Genomic DNA, 22894 nt, shown 5'->3' with positions numbered 1-22894 from the left:
AGGCAGGCCGACGCGGGCCCGCCATGGCTGCGATCGCGACGGATGCGCTAGAGCTCGATGCAATCGAAGGTCACGTTCGGATCGACCTCGGCATCGTAATCGATGTCCTTGCGGTCGAAGCCGAACAGTTTGAGGAACTCGTGCTTGTAGCCGGCGTAGTCGGTGAGCTGGGACAGATTCTCGGTGGTGACCTGCGGCCACAGCGCCTTGCAGGCATTCTGCACGTCGTCGCGCAGTTCCCAGTCGTCCAGACGCAGGCGATGCTCGGTGTCGGTCGCCGCCGGTTCGCCGTCCTGACGATATAGGCGCTCGCGGAACAGGCGGTCGGCCTGAGCGATGGTGCCTTCGTGCAGGCCTTTCTCCTTCATGATCTTGTAGACAATGGAGATGTACAGCGGCATCACCGGGATCGCCGCGCTGGCCTGGGTGACCACCGATTTGAGCACCGCCACGTTCGCCGTGCCACCGTGACGCTGCAAGGGTGCATGCAAACGCTGCGCGGTCTGGTCCAAATCGACCTTGGCCTTGCCCAAGGTGCCATGCCAGTAGATCGGCCAGGTGATCTCGGTGCCGATGTAGCTGAACGCCACGGTGCGTGCGCCTGGGGCAAGCACGCCGGCGGCGTCCAGCGCCTGGATCCACAGTTCCCAATCCTGGCCGCCCATCACGGTGACGGTGTCTTCGATCTCCTGCTCGGTCGCCGGTTCGACCGACGCCTCGATGATGGCGTCCCTGTTGGTATCGATCGCGGTGGCGGTGTAAGTCTTGCCGATCGGCTTGAGCGCCGAACGCTTCACTTCGTCGGTGCCGGGCAGCTTGCGCGCCGGGGAGGCGAGCGAATAGACCACCAGATCGATCTGCCCGCCCATCTCGGTCTTGATCCGTTCGATGACCTGCGCGCGCGTTGCGTCGGAGAACGCATCGCCGTTGATCGACTTGCTGTACAAACCGGCGGCCTTGGCATGTTTATCGAATGCGGCGCTGTTGTACCAGCCGGCGCTGCCGAGCTTCTTGTCGCTGCTGGGCTTTTCGAAGAACACACCCAGCGTGGCCGCGCCGAAGCCGAACGCGGCGGTGATGCGCGAGGCCAGGCCATAGCCGGTGGAAGCACCGATCACCAGCACGTTCTTCGGGCCATCGTGACGCACGCCGCGCGCGCGCGTGGCTTCGATCTGTTCGAGCACATTGCGCTCGCAGCCGAGCGGATGCGCAGTGATACAGATGAAACCACGGACTTTCGGATGGATGATCACGGTGAATTCCTCGTCGGCAAAATGCGCGGAGCATCTTAATGTGTGTGGCTGGCGCGCAGAAGTCCCGGCGCCAGCACACGGCATCGTATGGTTTGCGATCGCGCGCCTAGCGCGGGTGCGGCGCCAGCATACTTGCGTCATGCTCACTGGATGGCAGACGATCCAGGCGCACCGCACCAGGTCGGAAGCGATTGGCCAACGGCGCGATCACCATGGCGTCATCTCCGCACTTTCCACCAGAACACGGTCATGCTCACAACGCTACAACCTCCCGATCTTTTGTTCCTGATACTGGGACTGTGCTGGTGCGGCTGCGAACTGCTGCTCGGCCATCGCCGCCGCGCCGCCGACGGCGGCACCCACGATCAGGGCACGCTACGGCTCCTGTGGCGCGTGCTGTACGCCGCAGTCACGGTGGCGGTGCTGTTGTCGATGTTGAATGTGTGGCGCGATGCACCGGCGCTCCGTGCGCCTGCACGCTGGCTGGGCTGCGCGCTGTTGATCGGCGGTCTGGCGCTGCGGCTGTGGGCGATCCGGGTGCTGGCGCGCTGGTTCACCGTGGATCTCACCATTCAGCACGGCCAACGCCTGGTCGGCCATGGGCCGTACCGTTATCTGCGCCATCCCTCGTATACCGGCGCCCTGTTGGCCTTCTACGGGTTGGCGGTCGGAATGGGCAATGTGCTGTCGCTGCTGGCCATCGTGCTGCCGGTGACTTGGGTGTTCGTGCACCGCATCCGTATCGAGGAAACCATGCTGACCGAGGCGTTTCCCCTGGACTATCCGGCGTATGCCGCGCATCGCTGGCGGCTGTTGCCGTGGGTCTGGTGAGGCAGCAGGACCGCATTGGAATACTCGTGGGGCAACCGAACGACATCGTGCTTTGGGTAGAACGAAATCAGCATCTGTCACCGCGCACAACGCCAGCGGTTTAATCGGCGACATTCGCTCGCACCGATGTGGTTCTGGTGCGACCATTGCGTGGTGACATGCGACGGAGACGACGCCCGATGCGCGCGCCTCACGCCTCCCTTCCGCCAGCCGACACCCTGCCCATGATCATCTCCGCCGCCACCGATTACCGTGCTGCCGCGCAGCGCCGGCTGCCGCCGTTCCTGTTTCATTACATCGATGGTGGCGCCTATGCCGAGCACACCCTGCGGCGCAATGTCGCCGACTTGGCCGACATCGCGCTGCGTCAGCGGGTGCTGCGCGACATGTCTGCGCTGGACCTGCACACCGAACTGTTCGGCGAGCGTCTGGCACTGCCGGTGGCGTTGGCGCCGGTCGGCCTGACCGGGATGTACGCGCGCCGTGGGGAAGTCCAGGCGGCGCGCGCGGCGGCAGCCAAAGGCGTGCCGTTCACCTTGTCCACGGTGTCGGTCTGCCCGATCGAGGAAGTCGCGCCGGCCATCGACCGGCCGATGTGGTTCCAGCTCTATGTGCTCAAGGACCGCGGCTTCATGCGCAACGCGCTGGAGCGGGCGAAGGCTGTCGGCGTCACCACCTTGGTGTTCACCGTGGACATGCCCACTCCCGGCGCGCGCTATCGCGACGCACATTCGGGCATGAGCGGTCCGAACGCCGCACTGCGGCGCATGCTGCAAGCGGTTGCGCATCCGCGTTGGGCGTGGGACGTGGGCGTGTGGGGGAAACCACACGATCTGGGCAATATCTCCGCCTATCGCGGTCACCCGACCGGATTGGCCGATTACATCGGCTGGCTGGGCGCTAATTTCGATCCGTCGATTTCGTGGAAGGATCTGGAATGGATCCGCGAATTCTGGACCGGGCCGATGGTCATCAAAGGTATCCTCGACCCGGACGATGCCCGCGACGCCGTGCGCTTTGGCGCCGACGGCATCATCGTGTCCAACCACGGCGGGCGTCAGCTCGACGGCGTGCTGTCCAGCACACGTGCATTGCCGGCCATTGCCGATGCCGTCAAAGGCAAGTTGAAGATCCTGGCCGATTCCGGCATCCGTAGCGGATTGGACGTCGTGCGCATGCTCGCGCTCGGCGCCGATGCGGTCCTGCTCGGTCGCGCCTTCGTGTATGCGCTGGCCGCCGGCGGCCAGGCAGGGGTGGAGAATCTGCTGTCGCTGATCGAGAAGGAGATGCGGGTGGCGATGACCCTGACCGGCGCCAAATCCATCGACGCGATCACCCGCGATTCTCTCGCGCAGGTCGCCGACGCGACGACGGGTGCGGGGTAACGCAGCAACACGCTTTGCCTGAAAGCACACGATCGGCAAACAAGGCGACATGACACCGACGCTCGCACTCCTGCCGAACACGGCGGCGCGATGGAGCCGGATGCGCCATGACCGCGCGATGTCGTGAGGCGCACGCCGCCGCGTCGAGCCAAGCCATACCACGTCTGCGTTTGTTAGGATGGGGTGTTTGACCGCGCCGGCTCCGGTTCCTCCCGGCACCATCATCACTTCGCCACCGAACGAGTAACGCCGTGTCCTTCTTTGCAAACGTGGAACAGGTTCCAGGCGACCCGATCCTGGGCCTGACCGAGGCTTACAACGCCGACTCCCGCCCGACCAAGGTCAATCTGGGCGTGGGCATCTATTACGACGAAAGCGGTCGCATCCCACTGCTGCGCGCCGTGCGCCAGATCGAACAGCAATTGGCGCAGGAGGCCAAGCCGCGCGGCTATCTGCCGATCGACGGATTGCCCGCCTACGACCTGGCGACGCAAAAACTTCTGTTCGGCGCCGAGTCGCCGCTGCTGGCCGCTGGCCGCGTCGCCACCTCGCAGACCGTCGGCGGCAGCGGCGCGCTGCGCGTGGGCGCGGACCTGCTGAAAAAGCTGCTATCCACCTCGACCATCGCCATCAGTCACCCGAGTTGGGAGAACCACCGTGCGGTGTTCACCGCCGCTGGTTTCGACGTCGTCGATTACACCTATTTCGATCCGGCCACGCACGGCCTGGATTTCGATGGCATGCTCGCCGACCTGCAAAAACTCGCGCCCGGCAGCGTCGTGCTGTTGCACGCCTGCTGCCACAACCCGACCGGCGCCGACCTGAACCATGCGCAGTGGCGCAGTGTGGCCGCGCTGTTGAAGGAGCGTGGCCTGTTCCCGTTTGTGGATATCGCCTATCAAGGCTTCGACAAGGGGATCGAGGAAGACGCCTATGCGGTGCGCCTGCTGGCCGAAGCCGGCATCGACACCTATGTGGTCGCCAGCTCGTACTCCAAATCGTTCTCGCTGTATGGCGAGCGCGTCGGCGCGCTGTCGGTGGTGTCGGCCACTGCCGCGCAAAGCAAGGCGGTGCAGTCGCAGGTCAAGCGCATCATCCGCACGATCTATTCCAGCCCGTCCACGCATGGCGCGGCCTTGGTCGCCGGGGTACTCAACAGCCCCGAATTGCGCGCGATGTGGGAGCAGGAACTGACCGAGATGCGCGAGCGCATTCACGCCCTGCGCGCCGGCATGGTGCAGAAACTGGCGGCTCTGGGTGCGCCGGAATTCGGTTTCATCCAACAACAGGCCGGCATGTTTTCCTACTCCGGGCTGAGCAAGACGCAAGTGGACCGGCTGCGCGAGGAGTTCGGCATCTACGCCGTCGGCACCGGCCGTATCTGCGTGGCTGCACTGAGTCAGAGCAACCTGGACTATGTGACGAACGCGGTTGCAACCGTCGCCAATGGCTGAACCACCACGCGACGCGCAAGCATTGAATGCCCCCCGGTATCGTGACGATGCCGGGGGTTTTTATTTCGCGTGCGGGCCGGAAGAGCAGCACACGCGCTGTGCGAATCGGCTTGGCTCTCGCTGCGGTTGTGCGGAATCGCTGCTAAGGTCGCGTCATGTCCGATCTGTCTGCCGATTTCATCGAAGTATTCGATGGCGCCATGTCCCGCGAGGACTGCGCCACGATCCTGCGCCGTCTGCGCGCCAGCACACCGTTGCGGCCCGGCGAGATCGACGGCAGCGTATTCCCGGAACTCAAACATAGCCAGGACCTACGCATCAGTGGCCTGGAACCGTGGCGCGAGGTGGAACAGCGGCTACAACAGGTCGTGTTGGCCGGGCTGCTCGGTTATTTGCGCAAGTATCCGCAGACACTGATCTCGCCGCTGATACTGCAGGTACCCGGTGCCGATGGCCAAGCGCACTGGCTCAAGGCCGAAGATTTCGCGCTGCTGGACGACACTGCTTTGTCCAATCTGGCACGCACCTGTCTACGCCCAGGGACGATCACCTTACAGTGGTACGCGGCAGGCGTGGGGGGATATCCGTACTGGCACTGCGAGCTATCACCGCGCGATCCCAATGCCGAAACGTTGCACCGGCATTTGTTGTGGACTCTGTATCTCAACGACGATTTCCAGGATGGGGAAACCGAGTTCCTGTTCCAGCGACGCAAGATCGCGCCGCGCGCCGGGAGTCTGCTGATCGCCCCGACCGCATTCACCCACACCCATCGCGGCAACCGTCCGCGCGGCGGCGATCAGTTCGTCGCCACCAGCTGGATCCTGTTCCAATCGGCACAGACGCTGTACCGTCAGGAATAAGCCTGGCAGGTTCATCAAGACGCATGATGCCTTGTCTGGGAACCAGCATGTTCACCGTCATGCGAGCGTCAGGCTCCGCTGTTTGCCGCCAGATCGACCGTGTGAACACCATCTTCCAGGAGAAAATTGCTTCAGAACAATTCGCCCTGCGGCGATGGCGCACACGGCAGGCTGGGCTTGACGAAACGGCTGCAATCCAGCTTTGGCCACGGCGCGACAGCGTAGCCCAGGCGTTTGTGCGCCAGCGCAAAGCGCCGCGCAAGTAACTCGGCGTAAATCCCTTCGCCACACATGCGCTTACCGAACACGCTGTCGTAATCCTTGCCGCCATGCAACTGCTGTACGCTGCTCATCACGTGCGCAGCGCGGTCTGGGTAGTGCAGCTGCAACCAGTCGCGGAACAATGGCGACACTTCATGCGGCAGACGCAGCAGCACATAACCAGCGGACTCGGCACCGGCATCGCGCGCCGCCTCCAGCACCGCTTCCAAGGCGTGGTCGTTGATCCACGGGATCACCGGCGCGACCATCACACCGACCGGCACACCGGCCTCATGCAAGGTCCGCATCGCGCACAATCTGGCGTGTGGCGCCGATGCCCGCGGCTCCAGCCGCGCCGACAGCCGCCGATCCAATGACGTCACCGAGAAGTACACGCTGACCAGATTCTCGCGCGCCAACGGCACCAACAAATCCAGATCGCGTTCGACCAACGCATTCTTGGTGATCAACGAAAACGGATGTCGGGCCTCCCACAGCACTTCGATCAGCCGCCGGGTGAGCCGCAACCTGCGCTCGATCGGCTGATAGGCGTCGGTGTTGATGCCCAAAGCGATCGGGCTGGGGACATAACCGGGCTTGCCCAGTTCGCGGCGTAGCAGTTCAGGCGCATTGGTCTTGGCGAACAGGCGAGTCTCGAAATCCAGCCCAGGGGACAAGTTCAGGTAGGCGTGACTGGGACGGGCGAAACAATAACTGCAACCGTGCTCGCAACCGCGATAGGGATTGACCGACTGCGCGAAGCCGACATCCGGCGATTGATTCCGGCTGATGATGCTGCGCGCGGTCTCTTCGCTCACCCGAGTGCGCAGCCGTGGCGCGGCAAATTCCACGCTATCGTCGAGCGGCCAGCCGTCGTCCTCGGCTTGGCTGACGGTACGTTCGAAGCGGCCGGGCAGGCGGCTGCCTGCACCACGGCCCTTGATGGGAGTGTTCATCGACACAGCCTATGTGTTCGCCGTCTCGAGCATTGCGACAGTCTGCGCGCCGTGCCGGATCTTTCAGCCCTGTCACCGCATCACACGCCGGGCCGTAGAATCCCCCGATGCTCGTCACGACATTACACAACGCTTGGGGCCGCCTGACCGGCATCCCGCACATCGGCGCCTACAGCACGGCAGCCTATCTGCTTTACATCCTGTGGCTGAGCGGCTGGATCGTGCTGCAAAAACGCGAGCCTGCGGCGACGTTGAGCTGGGTGCTATCGCTGGCGGCGTTGCCCTATCTGGGCTTCGTCATCTATTACCTGCTCGGACCACAGAAAGTGAAGCGGCAGCGCCTGCGCCGCGGTCGCGCACGCTCGGGCATAGAGTACGAGCATCGCGTGTACCCGGCAGATATTCACTGCACCGAACTGGCCAACATGGCCCAGGCCACGACCGGTCTGGCGCCGAGCTCGGCAACCGCAGTGCAGTGGCTGGTGGACGGCGTGGCAACTTATGACACGATCGTGCGCGACATCGGCGCCGCGCAACACCATGTGCATCTGGAGTACTTCATCTTCAACCCCGACCGCACCGGTACGCGCATCCGCGACGCACTGATTGAGCGCGCGCATGCTGGCGTGCGCGTGCGCCTGCTATTGGATGCGGTCGGCTCATCGCAAGTGGGCAAGCGCTTTCTGCGGCCGCTCCTGGACGCTGGTGGCGAAGTGGCCTGGTTCCATCCCAACCGGTTGTTGGATCCGTTCAAGTTCAAGCGGCCCTGGGTCAACCTGCGCACTCACCGCAAGATCGTGGTGATCGATGGTCGCATCGCCTTCACTGGCGGCATCAACATCACCGACGAGGAGAACGAGGCGCTGCGTGCCGACGCCTACCGCGACTTGCACCTGCGCTGCGAAGGGCATGTCGTGCGCAGCCTGCAACTGGTGTTTATGGAAGACTGGCTGTACGCCACCGAGCAAAGCCGGGATGCTTTCAACATGGCGCGGATCTGGCCCAACGACATGCCCAGCCGCGACGCTGGCACGATCCAGGCCCAGTTGCTGGTCTCCGGGCCGGATTCATCGTGGGAAAGCATTCACCGCCTGCAAGTCGCGGCGATCCACGAGGCACAACGGCGGGTGTGGTTGGTGACGCCGTACTTCGTCCCTGGCGAGGCCGCACGCATGGCATTGACCTCGGCCGCACTGGGTGGATTGGACGTGCGCTTGCTGGTGCCCAAGCGCAGCGATTCGCGATTGGTCACGCTGGCTGCGCGCTCGTATTTCGACGAGTTGTTGCTGGCCGGGGTGAAAGTCTACGAGTACGGCCCGCGCATGCTGCACACCAAGGCACTGATTGCCGACGAGGATCTATGCCTTGTCGGCAGCGCCAATTTCGACAACCGCAGTTTCCGGCTCAATTTCGAGGTGGCCATGCTCTTGCGCGATCGTTCGCTCACCGAGCAGTTGGCCGAACTGATCGGCGGCGAGATCGCGGTGGCCGTACGCGTGCGCGAAGACCGCAAACGCTCGCTGTGGCGCCACCGGCTGCCCGAAGCCATCGCACGACTGACCTCCCCGCTGTTATAGAGCGAACCAGCAGGATACCGAGCAGGTGTCCACATCCTGCAACCGCGGCGCAACTCCCCGGCATGGGACGTGGAACCGAACCACCTTGCGGCGCTACACTGCCGCTATCCTTGGGGAGGTTGTCATGTATTGGCTCTTTCTGCCGCTTGCATTAGGTGCTTTCGTTTTGGCGTTTTCGACGCCGCACATCTGGTTGCTGGTCCTGAGCCTGCTCGCGGCGCTCGGCCTCATGCTCGCCTGGGCACGAGGCTGGTACGTGACCAAGATCGGGGATGCCAACCAGCGCGATGCGATACCCATGATCGATCCAGTCGAATTGCGCCGTCTACGCGAGCAAGCCGAAGCGCGCCGCGCGGCGGCGGCGGCCGCCAGCAACGATACCAGTACACCCTGATTCATCGATCGGGATGACCAAGCTCAGCGTCAACGTGAACAAAATCGCGGTGTTGCGTAATTCCCGCGGGGGCGAGCTGCCCAGCGTGTTGGACGCCGCCCGTGCCTGTTTGGATGCCGGCGCGCATGGCATTACCGTGCATCCGCGCCCAGATCGGCGCCACATCCATGCCGAGGATGCGCTGGCACTGGCGGAGTTGACCCAGGCACACGGCGTCGAATTCAACATCGAAGGCAATCCCTTCGCACCGCTGCGCCCCGGTTACCCGGGCCTGATCGCATTATGCGCACAGGCGCGGCCAACGCAGGCAACCCTGGTACCGGATGGCGACAGCCAACTCACTTCGGACCACGGCTTCGATTTCGGCCGTGACAGTGACCGGCTACGGCCGCTGATCGCCGAACTGAAGGCACTGGGTTGCAGGGTCAGCTTGTTCGTGGATGCCGACAATCCCGATCTGGCCATCGCAGCCGAATTGGGAGCCGACCGGATCGAGCTGTACACGGGTCCTTATGCTGCCGCGTTCGAGCGGGGCGATGGAGCGGCGGCCACGATGGCGGCTAGGTTCGCTGCCGCCGCACGTCGCGCGCAGACCTTGGGGCTCGGTGTCAACGCCGGCCACGATCTCAGCCAAGCCAATCTGGACATGTTCCTGGCGCAGGTGCCACAGGTGCTGGAGGTATCGATCGGCCACGCACTGATCGGCGAAGCGCTATACGCCGGGCTCGACGCGACGGTGAAAGCTTATTTGGCTGTTCTCGCCGGCCGTTCCCGGCGCTAGCTCAGGCTTCCCGCTAGGCGCGCAGCCTACTCCAGAGCGCCGGGCAAGCTGCTGGTACTCGGGACCGTCATCCCCCTCTACACGCGGACTTCACTTCCGGATTGACGATACTTATGCGTTTTTTGCCGCCTGTTGTCCGGAGTCACCGCGTTATGCTGTTGTCCAAGCGCCATGTTGAACCGCGCGTCCTAATGATCGAGGATGCCGAAGACATCAAGGAACTCAGCCGCTTGACGCTGGAGAGTCAGGCGTGTGACGTCGTCGCCGTGGAGACTGCAGAAGCGGCGTTGGCGCTGCTCGATGCCGGCAGATGTTTCGACCTGTTATTCACCGACGTGCACCTAGAGGGCCTGGATGGCATCGCCGCGGCCAACCATGTACGTGACTGGCAGCCACAGCTGCCGATTCTGGTGACCTCCGGCATGGACGAGCACGCGGTGCTGTCGCGGCTGCGCGAGGGCATCCACTTCTTGCCCAAGCCATACGATATGAGCCAACTTTTGGATGCAATCCGGCTGTGCTTCCACCACGCTGACGACGCCTCCTTGGTCACGTCCCCCGCTATCTCTATGGCCTAACCTAGCTGCCGCTATCCAGCCATGTTCCCGGGAACATGTGCACTGGACCGCATCACTTTGGCTTGGCTGCGCGTTTTCTGCATTGAAGCGCGGCGAAAAGCATGTAGCGTCGCAACACTTAAGAAAAACGCCACCGTTGCCGGTGGCGTTTACAGTCGCGTCATGACTGAGGCGTTGCGATGAAACTTATTGCTGCACGAAGCCGATCTTTTTCATGCCCGAGTTTTTCGCGGCGGCCAGTACCTTGGCCATCACTTCGTATTCGGAATCCGGATTGGCATCGATACGCAATTCCGGCTGATTCGTCGGATCGCGCTGTACTTCGTTTTCCATCATCTGCGGAAGCGCACTCACCGCCACTGGGCCGTCGTTCCAGAAGATCTGGTTCGACGCATCGATCCGCAAATCGATCGGCGGCGGTGGATCGCGCAACTGCGGGGGAGGGTTGATGACCTTCTGCGGCAGATCCACGTCGATCGGATAGGTCATGATCGGCGCGGTCACGATGAAGATGATCAACAGCACCAGCATCACGTCGACCAGCGGCGTGACGTTGATGTCGGCCATCGGGCCACGGCTATTTCCCGAGCTGAATGCCATGGCTCAGTTCCCCTTGTCTTTGGTCGCGATGAAACCGACATCCAGCATGCCCTGACCCTGCGCGATCTTGGTGATCTCGTTGATCGTGCGCATCTTGGTGGTGCGGTCGCCACGCAGGTTGAGCGGCGGCTGCGGAGTCTGCTGGGCTGCAGTGGAGAAGTGCGATTCCAAGGCTTCCTTGGTGATCGGTTCGTCGTTCCAATACAGCGAGCCGTCTTCCTTGACCGACACCGTGATCGGATTCGGACGTTTGTCGTCCTTGTCCGGATCCTGGTTCAAGTTGGCTTTGGGCAGTTCCACCTTGACCTTGTGGGACATCAGCGGTGCCGTGATGATGAAGATGATCAGCAGCACCAGCATCACGTCCACGAGGGGCGTGACGTTGATGTCGGCCATGGGGCCGCCGCTGTTACCACTACTGAAAGCCATAACGCGCTCCGTTAGTCATTGCGTGGACGACTTGACCAGGGATCAGCGAACGCGCGAACCGGTGGCGAAGAAGTCGTGCAGGTCGTGAGCGAAGGTGTCGAACTTGGCGATCACCGAGCTGTTGACCTTGCTGAAGAAGTTGAAGGCGAACACGGCCGGGATGGCGACGAACAGACCGATCGCGGTCATGATCAACGCTTCACCCACCGGACCGGCAACCGCATCGATCGAGGCAGAGCCGGTGGCACCGATCTTGATCAACGCGCCGTAAATACCCCACACCGTGCCCAACAGACCGACGAACGGCGCGCACGCACCGACCGTGGCCAGCAGGGTCATGCCCGACTGCAGCTTGGTGCTTTCGCGGGTCACCGCCTGACGCAGGGCGCGGTCGACGAATTCCGAACGGCTCAGGGTCTCACCCAAACCGGCACCGGTGCCTTCCGAACGCTGGTGGTGCGCAGCGGCCTGGGCGGCATCCAGTGCGATCTTCGAGAACGGCTCGCTGGCCGGTTGCTCTTCCATCGCACGGATGGCGTCCTGTGCATTCGGCGTGTCCCAGAACAGGCTGGTAACACGGTCGGCCTGACTCTTCAGCCGGGTGGCACGGAAGATATTGATGACCGTCCAGTACCAGGACGAAGCGGACATGGTGATCAGGGTGACAAGCACCACCCAGGAGACGGCGAAGTCACCCGGCTTGGAAGTCATTTCGGTGATCAGGTGCTCGAAGCCCATCTGCGACAAGGCGTTCGATGCATTGTTGCCCCCCGCAGCAGCGGCGATGAAAATTTCCTGCAGCATGACGCTTACCTTTGTTGTGTGTGGTGGTGGTGGTGAGGATGGTGCAAAGAGTAGACAGAGTTTGCGAACCGACAAAGCGCCAGTTCGTAGACCGTTGTATCAGTTGTTCAGGGCGAAGTTGACCGGGACACGGACGCGACCGGCGCTCTTCTGTCCATTGACGACAGCGGCATTGAACCGCCACTTACGCGCCGCGTCCATTGCAGCACGGTCCAAGTCACGATTGCGGCTGGATTTTTCGACAGAAACGTTCGTGACATTACCGCTTGCATCGACATCGATGATCAGGATCACCTCGCCTTGGGCACCTGCGCGGAATGCGGCCGGCGGGTACTTGGGCGGGTTCATGTTCTTCGACGAGATGTCGACGCTGGCGCTGATTTCGGACGGCGGAGCCGGTGGCGCTGGCGGCGACGGCGGCGTGGCGATGTCGTCCGGGCGCGGCTCAGGTACGTCCACCACAGGGGCTTGCGGCGGCGGCGGCACCGGAGTCGGCTTCGGCGGTGCCAGGTTCTTGACCGGCGGTGGCGGCTTCTCCTGCTTCGGCGGCGGCGGCGGCGGCGGGGGAGGCGGCGGGGGAACATCCACCATGGTGACAACGATGTTGCGCTCCTTTTCCGCAGGGGCCTTGGGCGCCACGGCGGGGATGAGCAGCAACATCAACGCTGCAAGATGCAGGGCGATTACGAAGGCAATACCAATGATGCGCGGCCAGCTGAGGCCGGAGGCGTCATCTTTGTCGTAATGCCGATGAATGACCAGTTGTTCCGTCATGCGCCAATGACTCAATTAGGGGGGCGGATTTCGCAATGATGCGTCATCTTTGTTCATGCGGCACTCAGACCGCACGAACCTCCAAGCTTATACCAATCCCTGTTACCTGCACTATCTTTCAGCACTGGTCTTCGGGGGCTTTTGTTTGTGTTACTTCAGGTTGATGATTTTCTTCGCTTCTTCGGGCTTCTTGACGCCCTTGGCCAACGCCTGCTGCGCTGCCTGTTTGGCTTCGGCGATACGGCCTTCCGAATGCAGCACCTTGGCCAGGTTGAGATAGGTCTCGCCATCCTTGGACAGTGGCGCGGCCTTCTGCCAGTTCTCGATCGCCTTCGGCACCTGATCGGTGTAGTAGTAGGACTGCGCCAGCGCGAGATAGGTCTGATAGTCGGGCTTGAGGATGCCCTTCTGTACGCCCTCGTTGATGACCGCGATGACGTCCTTTTCCTTGTGCTCGGTGTTGGCGTAGATCGAGTACAGCTGTTTGTATTCCTTCTCGTCGGTCAGCTGTCCGGCCGCACGCAGCTTATCCATGACCGCAGCGGCTTTGTCCATCTGATCGGCCTGCATGTACATGCTGGCCAGGTTGAGCTGGGCCTTCTTGTCGTTGGGTGATTTTGCCGCCAACGCTTCGGCGGCCTTGATCGCTTCGCCGGTCTGACCCGCTTCGGCGTAGCAGGCCATCAGTAACTGGTTCCAGCTGTCCTTGGGTTCGGGCGAAGCGGCGATGGCCTGCTTCAATACCGGGATCGCTTCCTGATAATGCTGCGTCTGGTACAGCGCCTGGCCTTTGAGAATCAGGTCTTCCGGACGGTTCGACTTGGACTCGGCAAAATATTTGTCCAGTGTGGCCAGGCCTTCGGCTGTTTGTTCGTCCTGCAGTTGCAACTGGGCCAGCATCAGCATCGACTGAAAATGACCGTTGTTGTCCAGGCCATTGAATTGGATCGCCTGCTGCAGGTATTGCTTGGCAGCCTTGGTGTCGTTGAGGTTATAGGCCGCTTGTGCGGCAAGCTGTGCGGCAAGCGACTTGTCGTAGTCATTGGCAGCGCTGTTGGCCAGGATCTCGTCGGCCTGTGTGCGCACCGCGGCGTAGTCTTCGCCCTTGTTGTAGATGTCGATCAGCTTCTGCAACTTGCTGCCGAGCTTGGAAGAAGGCTTGCCAGCCGGCTCCTTGCGCTCGGCGTTGGGGAACATCACCGTCGCCTTGTCGTTTTTGGATCTGTGTGAAGAGCGCTGTTCGGAATGATCGCTCTGCGCGACGGCGTCGTTCACCATCACACCACCAAGGGCAGCAGCGATCAGCAGGGACAACAGCGCTTGCTTGCGATTACGGGATTTCATGAGTCACCTCGGTGGAAACCGCCCTGAGCGGCACGGAAGACGAAGCGGCCAGTCACGGCCGGGCCGGCAAACCTATCAGAAAGCTGTACGTCGTGAAAACGTTTTTAGATGCGTTTTTGTGCCGATGCGGATGTCAAGCACAGCGACTACAACAGACCTCAACCGCATTGGGGCGTCCGCCCACTACTGCGCGCTTGCGCGTACACCGGCTCGAGCCCGGGGACATCGCGCTGTAATTCGCTGATACGGGCGCTTGGGTCGGGGTGAGTGGATAGCCATTGTGGTGGATGCTGGCTGCCAGCGGCCATCATGTTTTTCCACAAATCCACCGCCTGCGCCGGATCGAAACCAGCCTGCGCCATCAGCCGTTGGCCGACCACGTCCGCCTCGGTTTCCTGTTCGCGCGAACCAGGGAGCAGGAACAAGGTCTGAGCGGTCATGCCACCGAACTGATTGACCGTATCGGCAGCACCTTGGCCATAACGCGCGCCAGCCAGCGCACCGATCACGCTCACGCCTGCCTGAGCGCCGAGTTGGCGGGTAATGCGTTCCTCATGATGGCGCGAAATCACATGACCGATCTCATGGCCAAGCACAGCTGCCAACTGATCCTGATTTTTTGCGACGGCGAAAATGCCGTTGTTCACCCCGACCTTGCCTCCTGGCAAGGCGAACGCGTTCGCCTCCTTGTCATTGAACAGCGCGGTCTCCCACGGTGTGTTGCGCCAATGGTCGGGCAACTGCGCAACCAGCGTATTGACCACACAACGCACGTAAGCGTTGTGTTTGGGATCGGCATCGAGGGTCTCTTTGGCCTTGGCCTGAGCGAAAGCCTGCACACCCATCTGATCGAGTTGTTGCTGCGAGATACCGCCCACCACTTGGGTGCGCCCGGTTGGCGACGTGGTGGTCGCGCATGCAGCGAGGAGCATCGCGATCGACGCGCCGAGTACAACTTGTTTCATACAGCTCCCCTCTTGACACGCTGCACAGTTTCGTCGGAAGCGTCTTAACTTTTCGTCAAACTAACCTTCAAGTTATGCCAAACCAGTACAGGCTGGCGACAGCGATTGCGTTGTTGAGACCATGCGCGGCGATCGACGCCCACAGGGTGCCGGTACGCTTGTACAACCAAGCGAACGCAATGCCCATGCCCGCGTATACCAGCCATAACTGCGTAGTCGCGGCCAATCCATTGCCGCTGGTACCCGGCACTTCATGCGACAACGCAAAGGCAGCGCCGCTGAGCAGCATCCCCAATCGCGGCTTGCCCGCATCCCATAGACGCCCGAACAGCACGCGACGGAACAACAGTTCCTCGTAGGCCGGCGCGATCAGCACCGCAAACACGCACAGGAAAACCGGCGCATGCGCCATTGCCCCCTGCATCAGCGATAGGTTGCTCGGCACAGCCTTGATGGCGGTCTGGGTGGCCAGCGCGGAGATCGCGCTGGTACCCAAGAACACTCCGACAACCACCAGTACCACCCACCCCCAGGTCGAAGATGTGCGTGCCGCCTGCCAGGAGGCGCGACGTTCGGCGACGCTGGCCGGACGCCGCAGGAAGTAAAGCAACAGCGCGGCGGACAATGTACTGACCAAGGCGATCAACATTTGCGCCAGTGCGCCTGGCTGGCCGATCCGGTGCGTGACCAACGCACCCAGTCGGTCACTGGCGACGCCTTGGGCTCTGAGGTCCATGGCAAGCTGAAAACCACGCCATACGCCCCAAACCAAGCCGGACAACACGCTCACCGTCACCAGCACGACCGCTCCCAGCATGACATCCAGGAAAAAACCCAGAACCGGCCAACGTTGGCGAGGTCTGACAGGCAGAGGCAGCGGCGGCACGGCGGGGGATGGCAACGCAGTCATCGCAATCCTGGACAAAAGCGGGCGAAAGACATGGCAAGACCTCCCTCCGTCCCGGCATAGGCCAGGAGCGGGGGACAGCCGCGGTCAAATGTCGAGGTTGGCGACCTTTAGCGCGTTTTCCTCGATGAAATCACGACGCGGCTCGACCACATCGCCCATCAAGGTGCTGAAAATCTGATCGGCTGCCACGGCGTCCTCGATGCGCACCTGCAACAAGCGGCGGGTGTCGGGGTTGACCGTGGTTTCCCACAGCTGTTCGGCATTCATTTCGCCCAGACCCTTGAAGCGCTGGATCTGACGGCCTTTTTTGGCTTCTTCGAACAGCCAGGCATGCGCCTGGGCAAAGCTGGAGATGGCTTGGGTCTTGTTGCCGCGCACGATCTGCGCGCCCTCGCGGACCAGACCGTGCAGCGCCAGCGCGACCTCGCGCAACGCCCGCAGTTCGCCGCTTTCGAACACCGCCATCGGCACCACCTGGGTCATTTCCTCGCCCATGTGGCGACGCACCAACAGCAAGGTGGCCGAACGCTGCTCGTTGGCGGGCTGAAAGCGCAAGGTGTAGCGGGCCGAACCGAGGTTACCACGATTGAGAACCATTTGCAGCGCATCCAGGCTTGGATGCCGTTCGCCCTCCGCTTCGAGCTGGGCCACGTCCAGTGGCGGCAAGTCGATCAATGCGGTCAGCAGTGCAGGATCGTAGCGATGGGCGTTGCGTACCACGGTTTCATTGGCGCTGGCGAACAGCAGCAACAACTTCTCCAGTGCCGCGCCGGTGATCGGCGGCTCGCCGCTCGCCGGGATCAACGCCGCACCCTCGACCGCGCTGCTGGCCAGATAGACGTTGAGCGCGTTGTCGTCCTTCAGGTAAAGCTCCTGCTTACCTTGCTTGAGCCGGTAGAGCGGGGGCAAGCCGATGTAGACGTAGCCGCGTTCGATCAGCTCAGGCATCTGCCGGTAGAAGAAGGTCAGCAGCAAGGTGCGGATGTGGGCGCCGTCGACGTCGGCGTCGGTCATGATGATGATGCGGTGGTAACGCAGTTTGTCCGGGTTGTACTCGTCGCGACCGATGCCGGTACCCAATGCGGTGATCAGCGTCCCGACCTGGTCGGAGGCCAGCATGCGATCGAAACGGGCACGCTCGACGTTGAGGATCTTGCCGCGCAAGGGCAGTACCGCCTGATTCCTGCGATTCCGACCCTGCTTGGCCGAGCCGCCCGCTGAATCACCCTCAACAATGAACAATTCAGATAGTGCTGGATCTTTTTCCTGGCAGTCGGCGAGCTTGCCCGGCAGGCCCGCGATATCCAAGGCGCCCTTGCGGCGGGTCAGGTCGCGCGCCTTGCGCGCGGCCTCGCGTGCGCGCGCGGCATCGACGATCTTGCCGGCGATGGCCTTGGCCTCGTTGGGGTTCTCCTGCAGGAACTCTTCCAGACGGGCACCGAACGCATTTTCCACCGCCGGGCGCACGTCGGAACTGACCAGCTTTTCCTTGGTCTGGCTGGAAAAACTCGGGTCCGGCACCTTCACCGAGAGCACCGCAATCATGCCTTCGCGCATGTCATCGCCGGTCAGGTTGATCTTGGCCTGCTTGGCAATGCCATTCTGCTCGATGTAGTTGTTGAGCACGCGGGTCAGGGCACCGCGGAAACCTGCCAGGTGGGTGCCACCGTCTTTTTGCGGGATATTGTTGGTGAAACAGTACATCGTCTCCTGATAGGAGTCGGTCCACTGCAGCGCCACTTCCACGGTGATGCCGTTATGTTCGCCGCTCACCGAAATCACGTTCGGATGCAGTGGGGTTTTCAGGTGCGCCAAGTGCTCGACGAAGCTGCGGATGCCGCCTTCGTAGTGGAAATCGTCGCGACGGCCTTCCCCACGTTCGTCGGCTAGGACGATCTTGACCCCGGAGTTGAGGAAGGACAGCTCACGCAGGCGGCGGGCCAGGATGTCGTAGTGGAACTCGACGTTGTTATTGAACGCCTTCACCGACGGCCAGAAGCGTAACGTGGTACCACGCTTGGCGCTGGTTTCCAGCTGCTTCAGCGGCGCCAAGGCGGCGCCGTGGCTATATTCCTGCTGGTAATGGAAGCCGCCCTGGAAAATATCCAGCAGCAGCTTTTCCGACAGCGCGTTGACCACACTGACACCAACGCCATGCAGGCCACCAGAAACCTTGTAGCTGTTGTCGTCGAACTTACCGCCTGCATGCAGGACGGTCATCACGACTTCGGCCGCCGAGACCTCGCGATCGAGCTTCTTGCTCATCTGCGCATGCTTGCCGACCGGAATGCCACGTCCGTTATCCGATACCGACACCGAACCATCGGCATGGATCGTAACCGCGACATGGTCCGCATGACCGGCCAGCGCCTCGTCGATGGAGTTATCGACAACCTCGAACACCATGTGATGCAGGCCAGTGCCGTCATGGACGTCACCGATGTACATCCCTGGACGCTTGCGGACCGCTTCCAACCCTTCCAGGGCCGTGATGCTATTCGCGTCGTAATTGCCGTTGTTTGCGTGGGTGTTCTGTTCGTCGGTCATTGCGCGCGCCGTAGGCTCCACGAGGCGGCGAGGACAGGCGGGAGCCTGCTCGCACCGCTGGATAGGGGATTAGGAGGAATTATAGCAGTCCTAGACGGTCGACCCGATGCGCGCTAGGAAGATGACAGAATTTGTCCATGTTCCACGTGGAACCGCGCGATTGGCAGACCTGCATCGCTCAGTGCCTGCGGCGTCTCGGTCGCGGTCAGGAAGACCTGTGCCGGCCCGGCGCGCAGACGTTGCAACACCCGAGCTTGATGATGCTGATCGAGTTCCGAGGCCAGATCATCCAGCGCGATCACCGGCCATTCGCCGCGCTGCTCGGCATAATCTTCGGCCTGGGCTAATAGACAGGCGAGCGCGGTGAGCTTGGCCTGTCCTCGCGACAAGGCGTCGCGGCCTGGGATCGCGGCAAAACTCAGGCTCCAGTCCGCACGATGCGGGCCAACGGTGGTGTAACCAAGTTGACGGTCGCGGTCGCGATTGAGCAACAACGCGTCGGCCAGCGAAATCTCATGGCGCCGCCACCCTGGTGAAAATTGCAACTGTTCGATCCCCAGCGCTGGCGCCAACTCCGGGGCGAGGATCAGCAGTCGTCGCAAGAGTCGGTCCAAATAATGCTGACGACGCGATGTCAACGGCTCGCCAGCCTCGGCCAGTTCGTGGTCCCAGGCATCCAACGCCGCACCGGCACCTCCACTCTTCAACAGTGCATTGCGCTGTTTGAGTGCCCTGGCATAGCGCCGCCAGAGCGACAGGAAATCTGGTTCCACGTGGAACAAACCCCAGTCGACGAAACGCCGACGCGCTTCGCCACCACCGCTGACCAGGACATGGCTCCCTGGTTCGAAGGTGACCACCGCCAGAGCCGCGCACAAGGTACCCAGATAAGGAACGTCCTGACCATCCAGACGACCGCGCCAATCCTGCCCGCTGTGCTGGAGTCCAGCCCGCCGACGGCGGGTCTGCCCCGTATCCGCGGCCTGTTCATGCCATTCCACGAATACATCCAGCCCAGCCTGACCCTGACGGATCAAGCCATCGCGAACGCGACAACGAAAGCTGCGGCCATACGCCATCAGGTGCATGGCTTCTAGAATCGTGGTCTTACCGGCGCCGTTGTCGCCGGTGATGAGATTCATGCCTGGCGCCGGTGTCAATTCAATCGATGGGAAACGACGCAGATGATGGAAATCGAGACGGAAAAGGTGCATGCGGAATCAGGGGCAAGCGCTTGCGCCAGGCGCACTCGGATCGTCGAAGGGCAGATTGCCAGCATACCCAAACATGCAGCAAACGTTTGATCGAGCCGGTTTCCCTACGCGTGGATACGGTGTGGTCACAACAGGACGTTTGTGTCGTCGTAGCAGCCTCGGACAGAAAATTGCGGGGTACGGTGTTTCACAGTGAGATAAAAGAAAACCCGGCGGGAGGCCGGGTCGTTCCTTTGTACTTGTTCCACGTGGAACACTAAAGGGCCCTGGAAGTCAGAGACGCAGTGGCATGACCACGTGGCGTGATCGGGCACTACTGGCCTCACGGACCAATGCAGAGGAATTGGCATCGCGCAGTTGGATCACCACGAACTCCTCCCGCAACGCGGACAGGGCATCCAGCAAATAGTTCACATTGAAGCCAATCGCCAGATCGCTGACTTTGGTATCGGCTTCAACTTCTTCCTGTGCCTCCTCCTGCTCAGGGTTATGTGCGCTGATTTTCAACTGTCCTGGGGACACTTCCACGCGCACACCGCGATACTTCTCATTGGATAGGATTGCCGCGCGTTGCAGTGCTGCACGCAGGATTTCCCGATCCAGTTTGACCTCGCGGTCGGCCCCGATGGGGATCACCGTTTCGTAATCGGGGAAACGACCATCGATCAACTTCGAGGTGAAGGTGACATCGTTACGCTTGACCCGCACATGACTCCGGCCAACTTCCAGCTCCACTTCGCGATCACCGCCTTCCAACAGCCGTTGCAACTCCGTCACGCCTTTCCGCGGCACGATGATCTGGCGCTTGGCGCCGCCAGCATTTTCCAGTTCTGTCTCGCACAACGCCAACCGATGACCGTCGGTGGCAACGCAGCGCAATGTCTTGTCGTGCAGATCGAACAATAGGCCATTGAGGTAATAACGGACATCCTGTTGCGCCATCGCGAACGCGGTCCGCTCGATCAACTCCTTCAGTGCAGCTTCCTGCACCACGACGCGCTCGGTGGTTTCGACTTCATCCACTGACGGGAAATCATTGGCGGGGAGGGTCGCCAAGGTAAAGCGGCTGCGTCCGGTTTGCACCGTGATCTTATCGTTCGAAAGGGAGACAGTCACTTTGCTGCCGTCTGGCAGAGCACGGACGATTTCGAAAAGTTTGCGCGCGGGAATCGTGGTTTCACCGTCCTGGGCGTCATCGACCGCGATGCGCGAAACCATTTCCACTTCCAGGTCGGTACCCGTCAACGAAAGCTGACCGCCGTGGACCTGGACCAGGAAATTGGCCAGCACCGGTAAGGTCTGACGACGTTCGACCACATTGACGACTTGCGCCAATGGCTTCAGGAAGGCTTCGCGCTGCAGTGTGAAACGCATTTGGTTCCGTGCCCCTATGCTTTAAAAGATGTGGAATAAATCAAAAGCGTGGTGGTGATGGTAGAGCGAAATTTGGTGCAAATGTAAGCCAAGCTATTGAAAATAAAGGATATTTTACGCTTTCAATCCCATGTATTACTCCCCCGGAACAGGTGGGGAAACCTGTGGATCGTTTTGCCGTCGCCGCTGCGTCGTGCTTTATCCACAGTTTCTCCCGGATTTGTCGCGAAGTCATGCACTGATTTATCACCTGCCTGTACCGCTACTCGCTGAGCTTGCGGATCAGCTTGTCCCAGTCCTCGCGTAGCTTGCCATCGGTCTCCATCAGGTGTTTGATCTGCCGGCAGGCATGCAGCACGGTGGTGTGGTCGCGCCCGGCGAAGGCGTCGCCGATTTCCGGCAAGCTGTGTTCGGTCAATTCCTTGGTCAGCGCCATCGCCATCTGCCGCGGGCGCGCTAATGAGCGCGTGCGCCGTTTCGATAGCAGATCCTTGATTTGCAGGCCATAGTAGTCGGCGACGGTCTTCTGGATGTTGGGAATGCCGATCGCCTGCTGCTGCGCGCGTAACAGGTCGCGCAAGGTTTCCTGGGCGAATTCGGTGGTGATCGCACGGCCGGTGAAGTTGGCACGGGCAGCCAGCGTGTTGAGCGCACCTTCTAGGTCCCTCACATTGGAGCGCATTTTCTTGGCGATCAGGAACGCCACCTCGTCCGGGATCTCGGCGCCGCGTTCGCGCGCCTTAGCCAGCACGATCGCCGCGCGCGTCTCGAAGTCGGGTGGGTCGATCGCGACCGACAGGCCCCAGGCCAGGCGCGATTTCAGTCGGGGCTCCAGGCCCTCGACCTCGCGCGGATAGCGGTCGCAGGTCAGGATGATCTGCTGACGGCCGTCGAACAGCGCATTGAAGGTGTGGAAGAACTCTTCCTGGGTGCGGTCCTTGCCGGCGAAGAACTGGATGTCGTCGATCAGCAGCGCGTCCACCTGCTGGAACTGGCGCTTGAACTGGTCCATGGTCTTCTCTTGCAGGGCGCGGATCATGGCACTGAAGAACTGCTCAGAGCGTAGGTACATCACCCGTGCGTTCGGATTCTGTTCGCGCATTGCATTGCCGGCAGCGAACATCAGGTGGGTCTTGCCTAGACCTGTGCTGCCGTAAAGCAGCAGCGGGTTGTGCGCACGATCGCCGGGTTTCTGCGCGGCTTGCACCGCTGCGGCCAGGCCGAGTTGGTTGCTGCGGCCCTCGACGAAGTTGGCGAAGGTGTAGTGCGAATCGAGGTTGCCAGCGAAAGGTTCCAACAACTGTGGGCTAGGCGTGCGCGCGGTCGTGCTATCGCTCGCGGCGGCCATGGGTTCCGGCGCGCGTGGGCGCGAACCGACCTGTAACAGCACATCTTCGCTGCCAGCAAAGTAATTCAGCAATTCGCGGATTCGCGACAGGTAGCGCGCATGCACCTGTTCCACGATGAAGGCATTCGGCGCATAGAGCACCATGCTGTTGTCGTGGCGCTGCTCGGCTTGCAGCGGTTTCAACCAAGTGTGAACGTCCTCGGCTGGAAATTCGGCTTCCAGACGTTCCAGGCAACGGGGCCAAGCATCCAT

At 61.7% G+C, this 22894-nt stretch carries 21 protein-coding genes; 8 read left to right on the top strand and 13 right to left on the bottom strand.

Annotated elements, in window-relative coordinates; all coding sequences use genetic code 11:
• Positions 1 to 47: 47 nt before the first annotated feature.
• Complete coding sequence (gene fabV, locus XaFJ1_RS00105; RefSeq protein ID WP_012914586.1) at positions 48 to 1253, bottom strand: enoyl-ACP reductase FabV; 1206 nt, start codon at positions 1251 to 1253, stop codon at positions 48 to 50.
• 249 nt (positions 1254 to 1502) lie between these two features.
• Here fabV and XaFJ1_RS00100 point away from each other — a divergent pair, with 249 nt between their 5' ends.
• The 4 genes from XaFJ1_RS00100 to XaFJ1_RS00085 all read left to right on the top strand — a co-directional run bounded on the left by XaFJ1_RS00100 (position 1503) and on the right by XaFJ1_RS00085 (position 5786).
• Positions 1503 to 2084: a methyltransferase family protein gene (locus tag XaFJ1_RS00100; RefSeq protein WP_012914585.1), complete on the top strand. Its 582-nt coding sequence runs from the start codon at positions 1503 to 1505 to the stop codon at positions 2082 to 2084.
• A 224-nt stretch (positions 2085 to 2308) separates the two neighbouring features.
• The gene (gene lldD / locus XaFJ1_RS00095) at positions 2309 to 3469 is read left to right on the top strand and encodes an FMN-dependent L-lactate dehydrogenase LldD (RefSeq protein ID WP_045757121.1); all 1161 of its coding nucleotides are present in this window, start codon (positions 2309 to 2311) and stop codon (positions 3467 to 3469) included.
• A 251-nt stretch (positions 3470 to 3720) separates the two neighbouring features.
• Positions 3721 to 4923: an amino acid aminotransferase gene (locus XaFJ1_RS00090; protein WP_012914583.1), complete on the top strand. Its 1203-nt coding sequence runs from the start codon at positions 3721 to 3723 to the stop codon at positions 4921 to 4923.
• A 155-nt stretch (positions 4924 to 5078) separates the two neighbouring features.
• Positions 5079 to 5786, top strand: a complete 708-nt coding sequence (locus tag XaFJ1_RS00085; protein ID WP_012914582.1) for a 2OG-Fe(II) oxygenase — start codon at positions 5079 to 5081, stop codon at positions 5784 to 5786.
• Between the two features lie 131 nt (positions 5787 to 5917).
• Here XaFJ1_RS00085 and XaFJ1_RS00080 read toward each other — a convergent pair whose 3' ends face one another.
• The gene (locus XaFJ1_RS00080; protein ID WP_012914581.1) at positions 5918 to 7003 is read right to left on the bottom strand and encodes a PA0069 family radical SAM protein; all 1086 of its coding nucleotides are present in this window, start codon (positions 7001 to 7003) and stop codon (positions 5918 to 5920) included.
• Positions 7004 to 7110: 107 nt separating this feature from the next.
• Here XaFJ1_RS00080 and cls point away from each other — a divergent pair, with 107 nt between their 5' ends.
• The 4 genes from cls to XaFJ1_RS00060 all read left to right on the top strand — a co-directional run bounded on the left by cls (position 7111) and on the right by XaFJ1_RS00060 (position 10333).
• Entirely contained in the window at positions 7111 to 8580 is a 1470-nt protein-coding gene (gene cls, locus XaFJ1_RS00075; RefSeq protein WP_012914580.1) for a cardiolipin synthase, read from the top strand.
• Positions 8581 to 8704: 124 nt separating this feature from the next.
• Positions 8705 to 8974 (top strand): hypothetical protein, encoded by a 270-nt coding sequence (locus XaFJ1_RS00070; RefSeq protein WP_045756635.1) that lies wholly within the window; start codon positions 8705 to 8707, stop codon positions 8972 to 8974.
• 13 nt (positions 8975 to 8987) lie between these two features.
• Positions 8988 to 9755 carry a pyridoxine 5'-phosphate synthase gene (locus XaFJ1_RS00065; RefSeq protein WP_012914578.1) on the top strand — a complete coding sequence of 256 codons (768 nt, stop codon included), beginning with the start codon at positions 8988 to 8990 and terminating at the stop codon, positions 9753 to 9755.
• A gap of 152 nt (positions 9756 to 9907) precedes the next feature.
• On the top strand, positions 9908 to 10333 hold the full coding sequence (locus XaFJ1_RS00060; RefSeq protein ID WP_012914577.1) for a response regulator: 426 nt from the start codon (positions 9908 to 9910) through the stop codon (positions 10331 to 10333).
• Positions 10334 to 10519: 186 nt separating this feature from the next.
• Here the strand turns inward: XaFJ1_RS00060 and XaFJ1_RS00055 are convergent, their stop codons facing one another.
• From XaFJ1_RS00055 to dnaA, 11 genes are all read right to left on the bottom strand, one after another.
• Positions 10520 to 10933 carry an ExbD/TolR family protein gene (locus XaFJ1_RS00055; RefSeq protein WP_012914576.1) on the bottom strand — a complete coding sequence of 138 codons (414 nt, stop codon included), beginning with the start codon at positions 10931 to 10933 and terminating at the stop codon, positions 10520 to 10522.
• A 3-nt stretch (positions 10934 to 10936) separates the two neighbouring features.
• Complete coding sequence (locus XaFJ1_RS00050) at positions 10937 to 11362, bottom strand: ExbD/TolR family protein (RefSeq protein ID WP_012914575.1); 426 nt, start codon at positions 11360 to 11362, stop codon at positions 10937 to 10939.
• 42 nt (positions 11363 to 11404) lie between these two features.
• Positions 11405 to 12166, bottom strand: a complete 762-nt coding sequence (exbB, locus tag XaFJ1_RS00045) for a TonB-system energizer ExbB (RefSeq protein ID WP_012914574.1) — start codon at positions 12164 to 12166, stop codon at positions 11405 to 11407.
• Between the two features lie 99 nt (positions 12167 to 12265).
• On the bottom strand, positions 12266 to 12940 hold the full coding sequence (locus XaFJ1_RS00040; protein ID WP_012914573.1) for an energy transducer TonB: 675 nt from the start codon (positions 12938 to 12940) through the stop codon (positions 12266 to 12268).
• A 150-nt stretch (positions 12941 to 13090) separates the two neighbouring features.
• On the bottom strand, positions 13091 to 14284 hold the full coding sequence (locus tag XaFJ1_RS00035; protein ID WP_012914572.1) for a heme biosynthesis protein HemY: 1194 nt from the start codon (positions 14282 to 14284) through the stop codon (positions 13091 to 13093).
• Between the two features lie 158 nt (positions 14285 to 14442).
• The gene (locus XaFJ1_RS00030) at positions 14443 to 15249 is read right to left on the bottom strand and encodes a M48 family metallopeptidase (RefSeq protein WP_012914571.1); all 807 of its coding nucleotides are present in this window, start codon (positions 15247 to 15249) and stop codon (positions 14443 to 14445) included.
• A 67-nt stretch (positions 15250 to 15316) separates the two neighbouring features.
• Positions 15317 to 16159 carry a CPBP family intramembrane glutamic endopeptidase gene (locus XaFJ1_RS00025; RefSeq protein ID WP_012914570.1) on the bottom strand — a complete coding sequence of 281 codons (843 nt, stop codon included), beginning with the start codon at positions 16157 to 16159 and terminating at the stop codon, positions 15317 to 15319.
• An 84-nt stretch (positions 16160 to 16243) separates the two neighbouring features.
• The gene (gyrB, locus tag XaFJ1_RS00020; RefSeq protein ID WP_012914569.1) at positions 16244 to 18706 is read right to left on the bottom strand and encodes a DNA topoisomerase (ATP-hydrolyzing) subunit B; all 2463 of its coding nucleotides are present in this window, start codon (positions 18704 to 18706) and stop codon (positions 16244 to 16246) included.
• 113 nt (positions 18707 to 18819) lie between these two features.
• A complete protein-coding gene (gene recF, locus XaFJ1_RS00015; RefSeq protein ID WP_012914568.1) occupies positions 18820 to 19920 on the bottom strand; it encodes a DNA replication/repair protein RecF in 1101 nt (366 codons plus the stop codon).
• Positions 19921 to 20193: 273 nt separating this feature from the next.
• Positions 20194 to 21294: a DNA polymerase III subunit beta gene (dnaN, locus tag XaFJ1_RS00010; RefSeq protein WP_012914567.1), complete on the bottom strand. Its 1101-nt coding sequence runs from the start codon at positions 21292 to 21294 to the stop codon at positions 20194 to 20196.
• A gap of 262 nt (positions 21295 to 21556) precedes the next feature.
• Positions 21557 to 22894: a chromosomal replication initiator protein DnaA gene (dnaA, locus tag XaFJ1_RS00005; protein WP_012914566.1), complete on the bottom strand. Its 1338-nt coding sequence runs from the start codon at positions 22892 to 22894 to the stop codon at positions 21557 to 21559.

It is taken from the genome of Xanthomonas albilineans (genome assembly GCF_009931595.1).
In the GTDB taxonomy this organism is placed as follows: domain Bacteria; phylum Pseudomonadota; class Gammaproteobacteria; order Xanthomonadales; family Xanthomonadaceae; genus Xanthomonas_A; species Xanthomonas_A albilineans.
The sequence above is the reverse complement of the archived record's forward strand: the minus strand, read 5'-3'. Positions and strand labels throughout refer to the sequence as shown.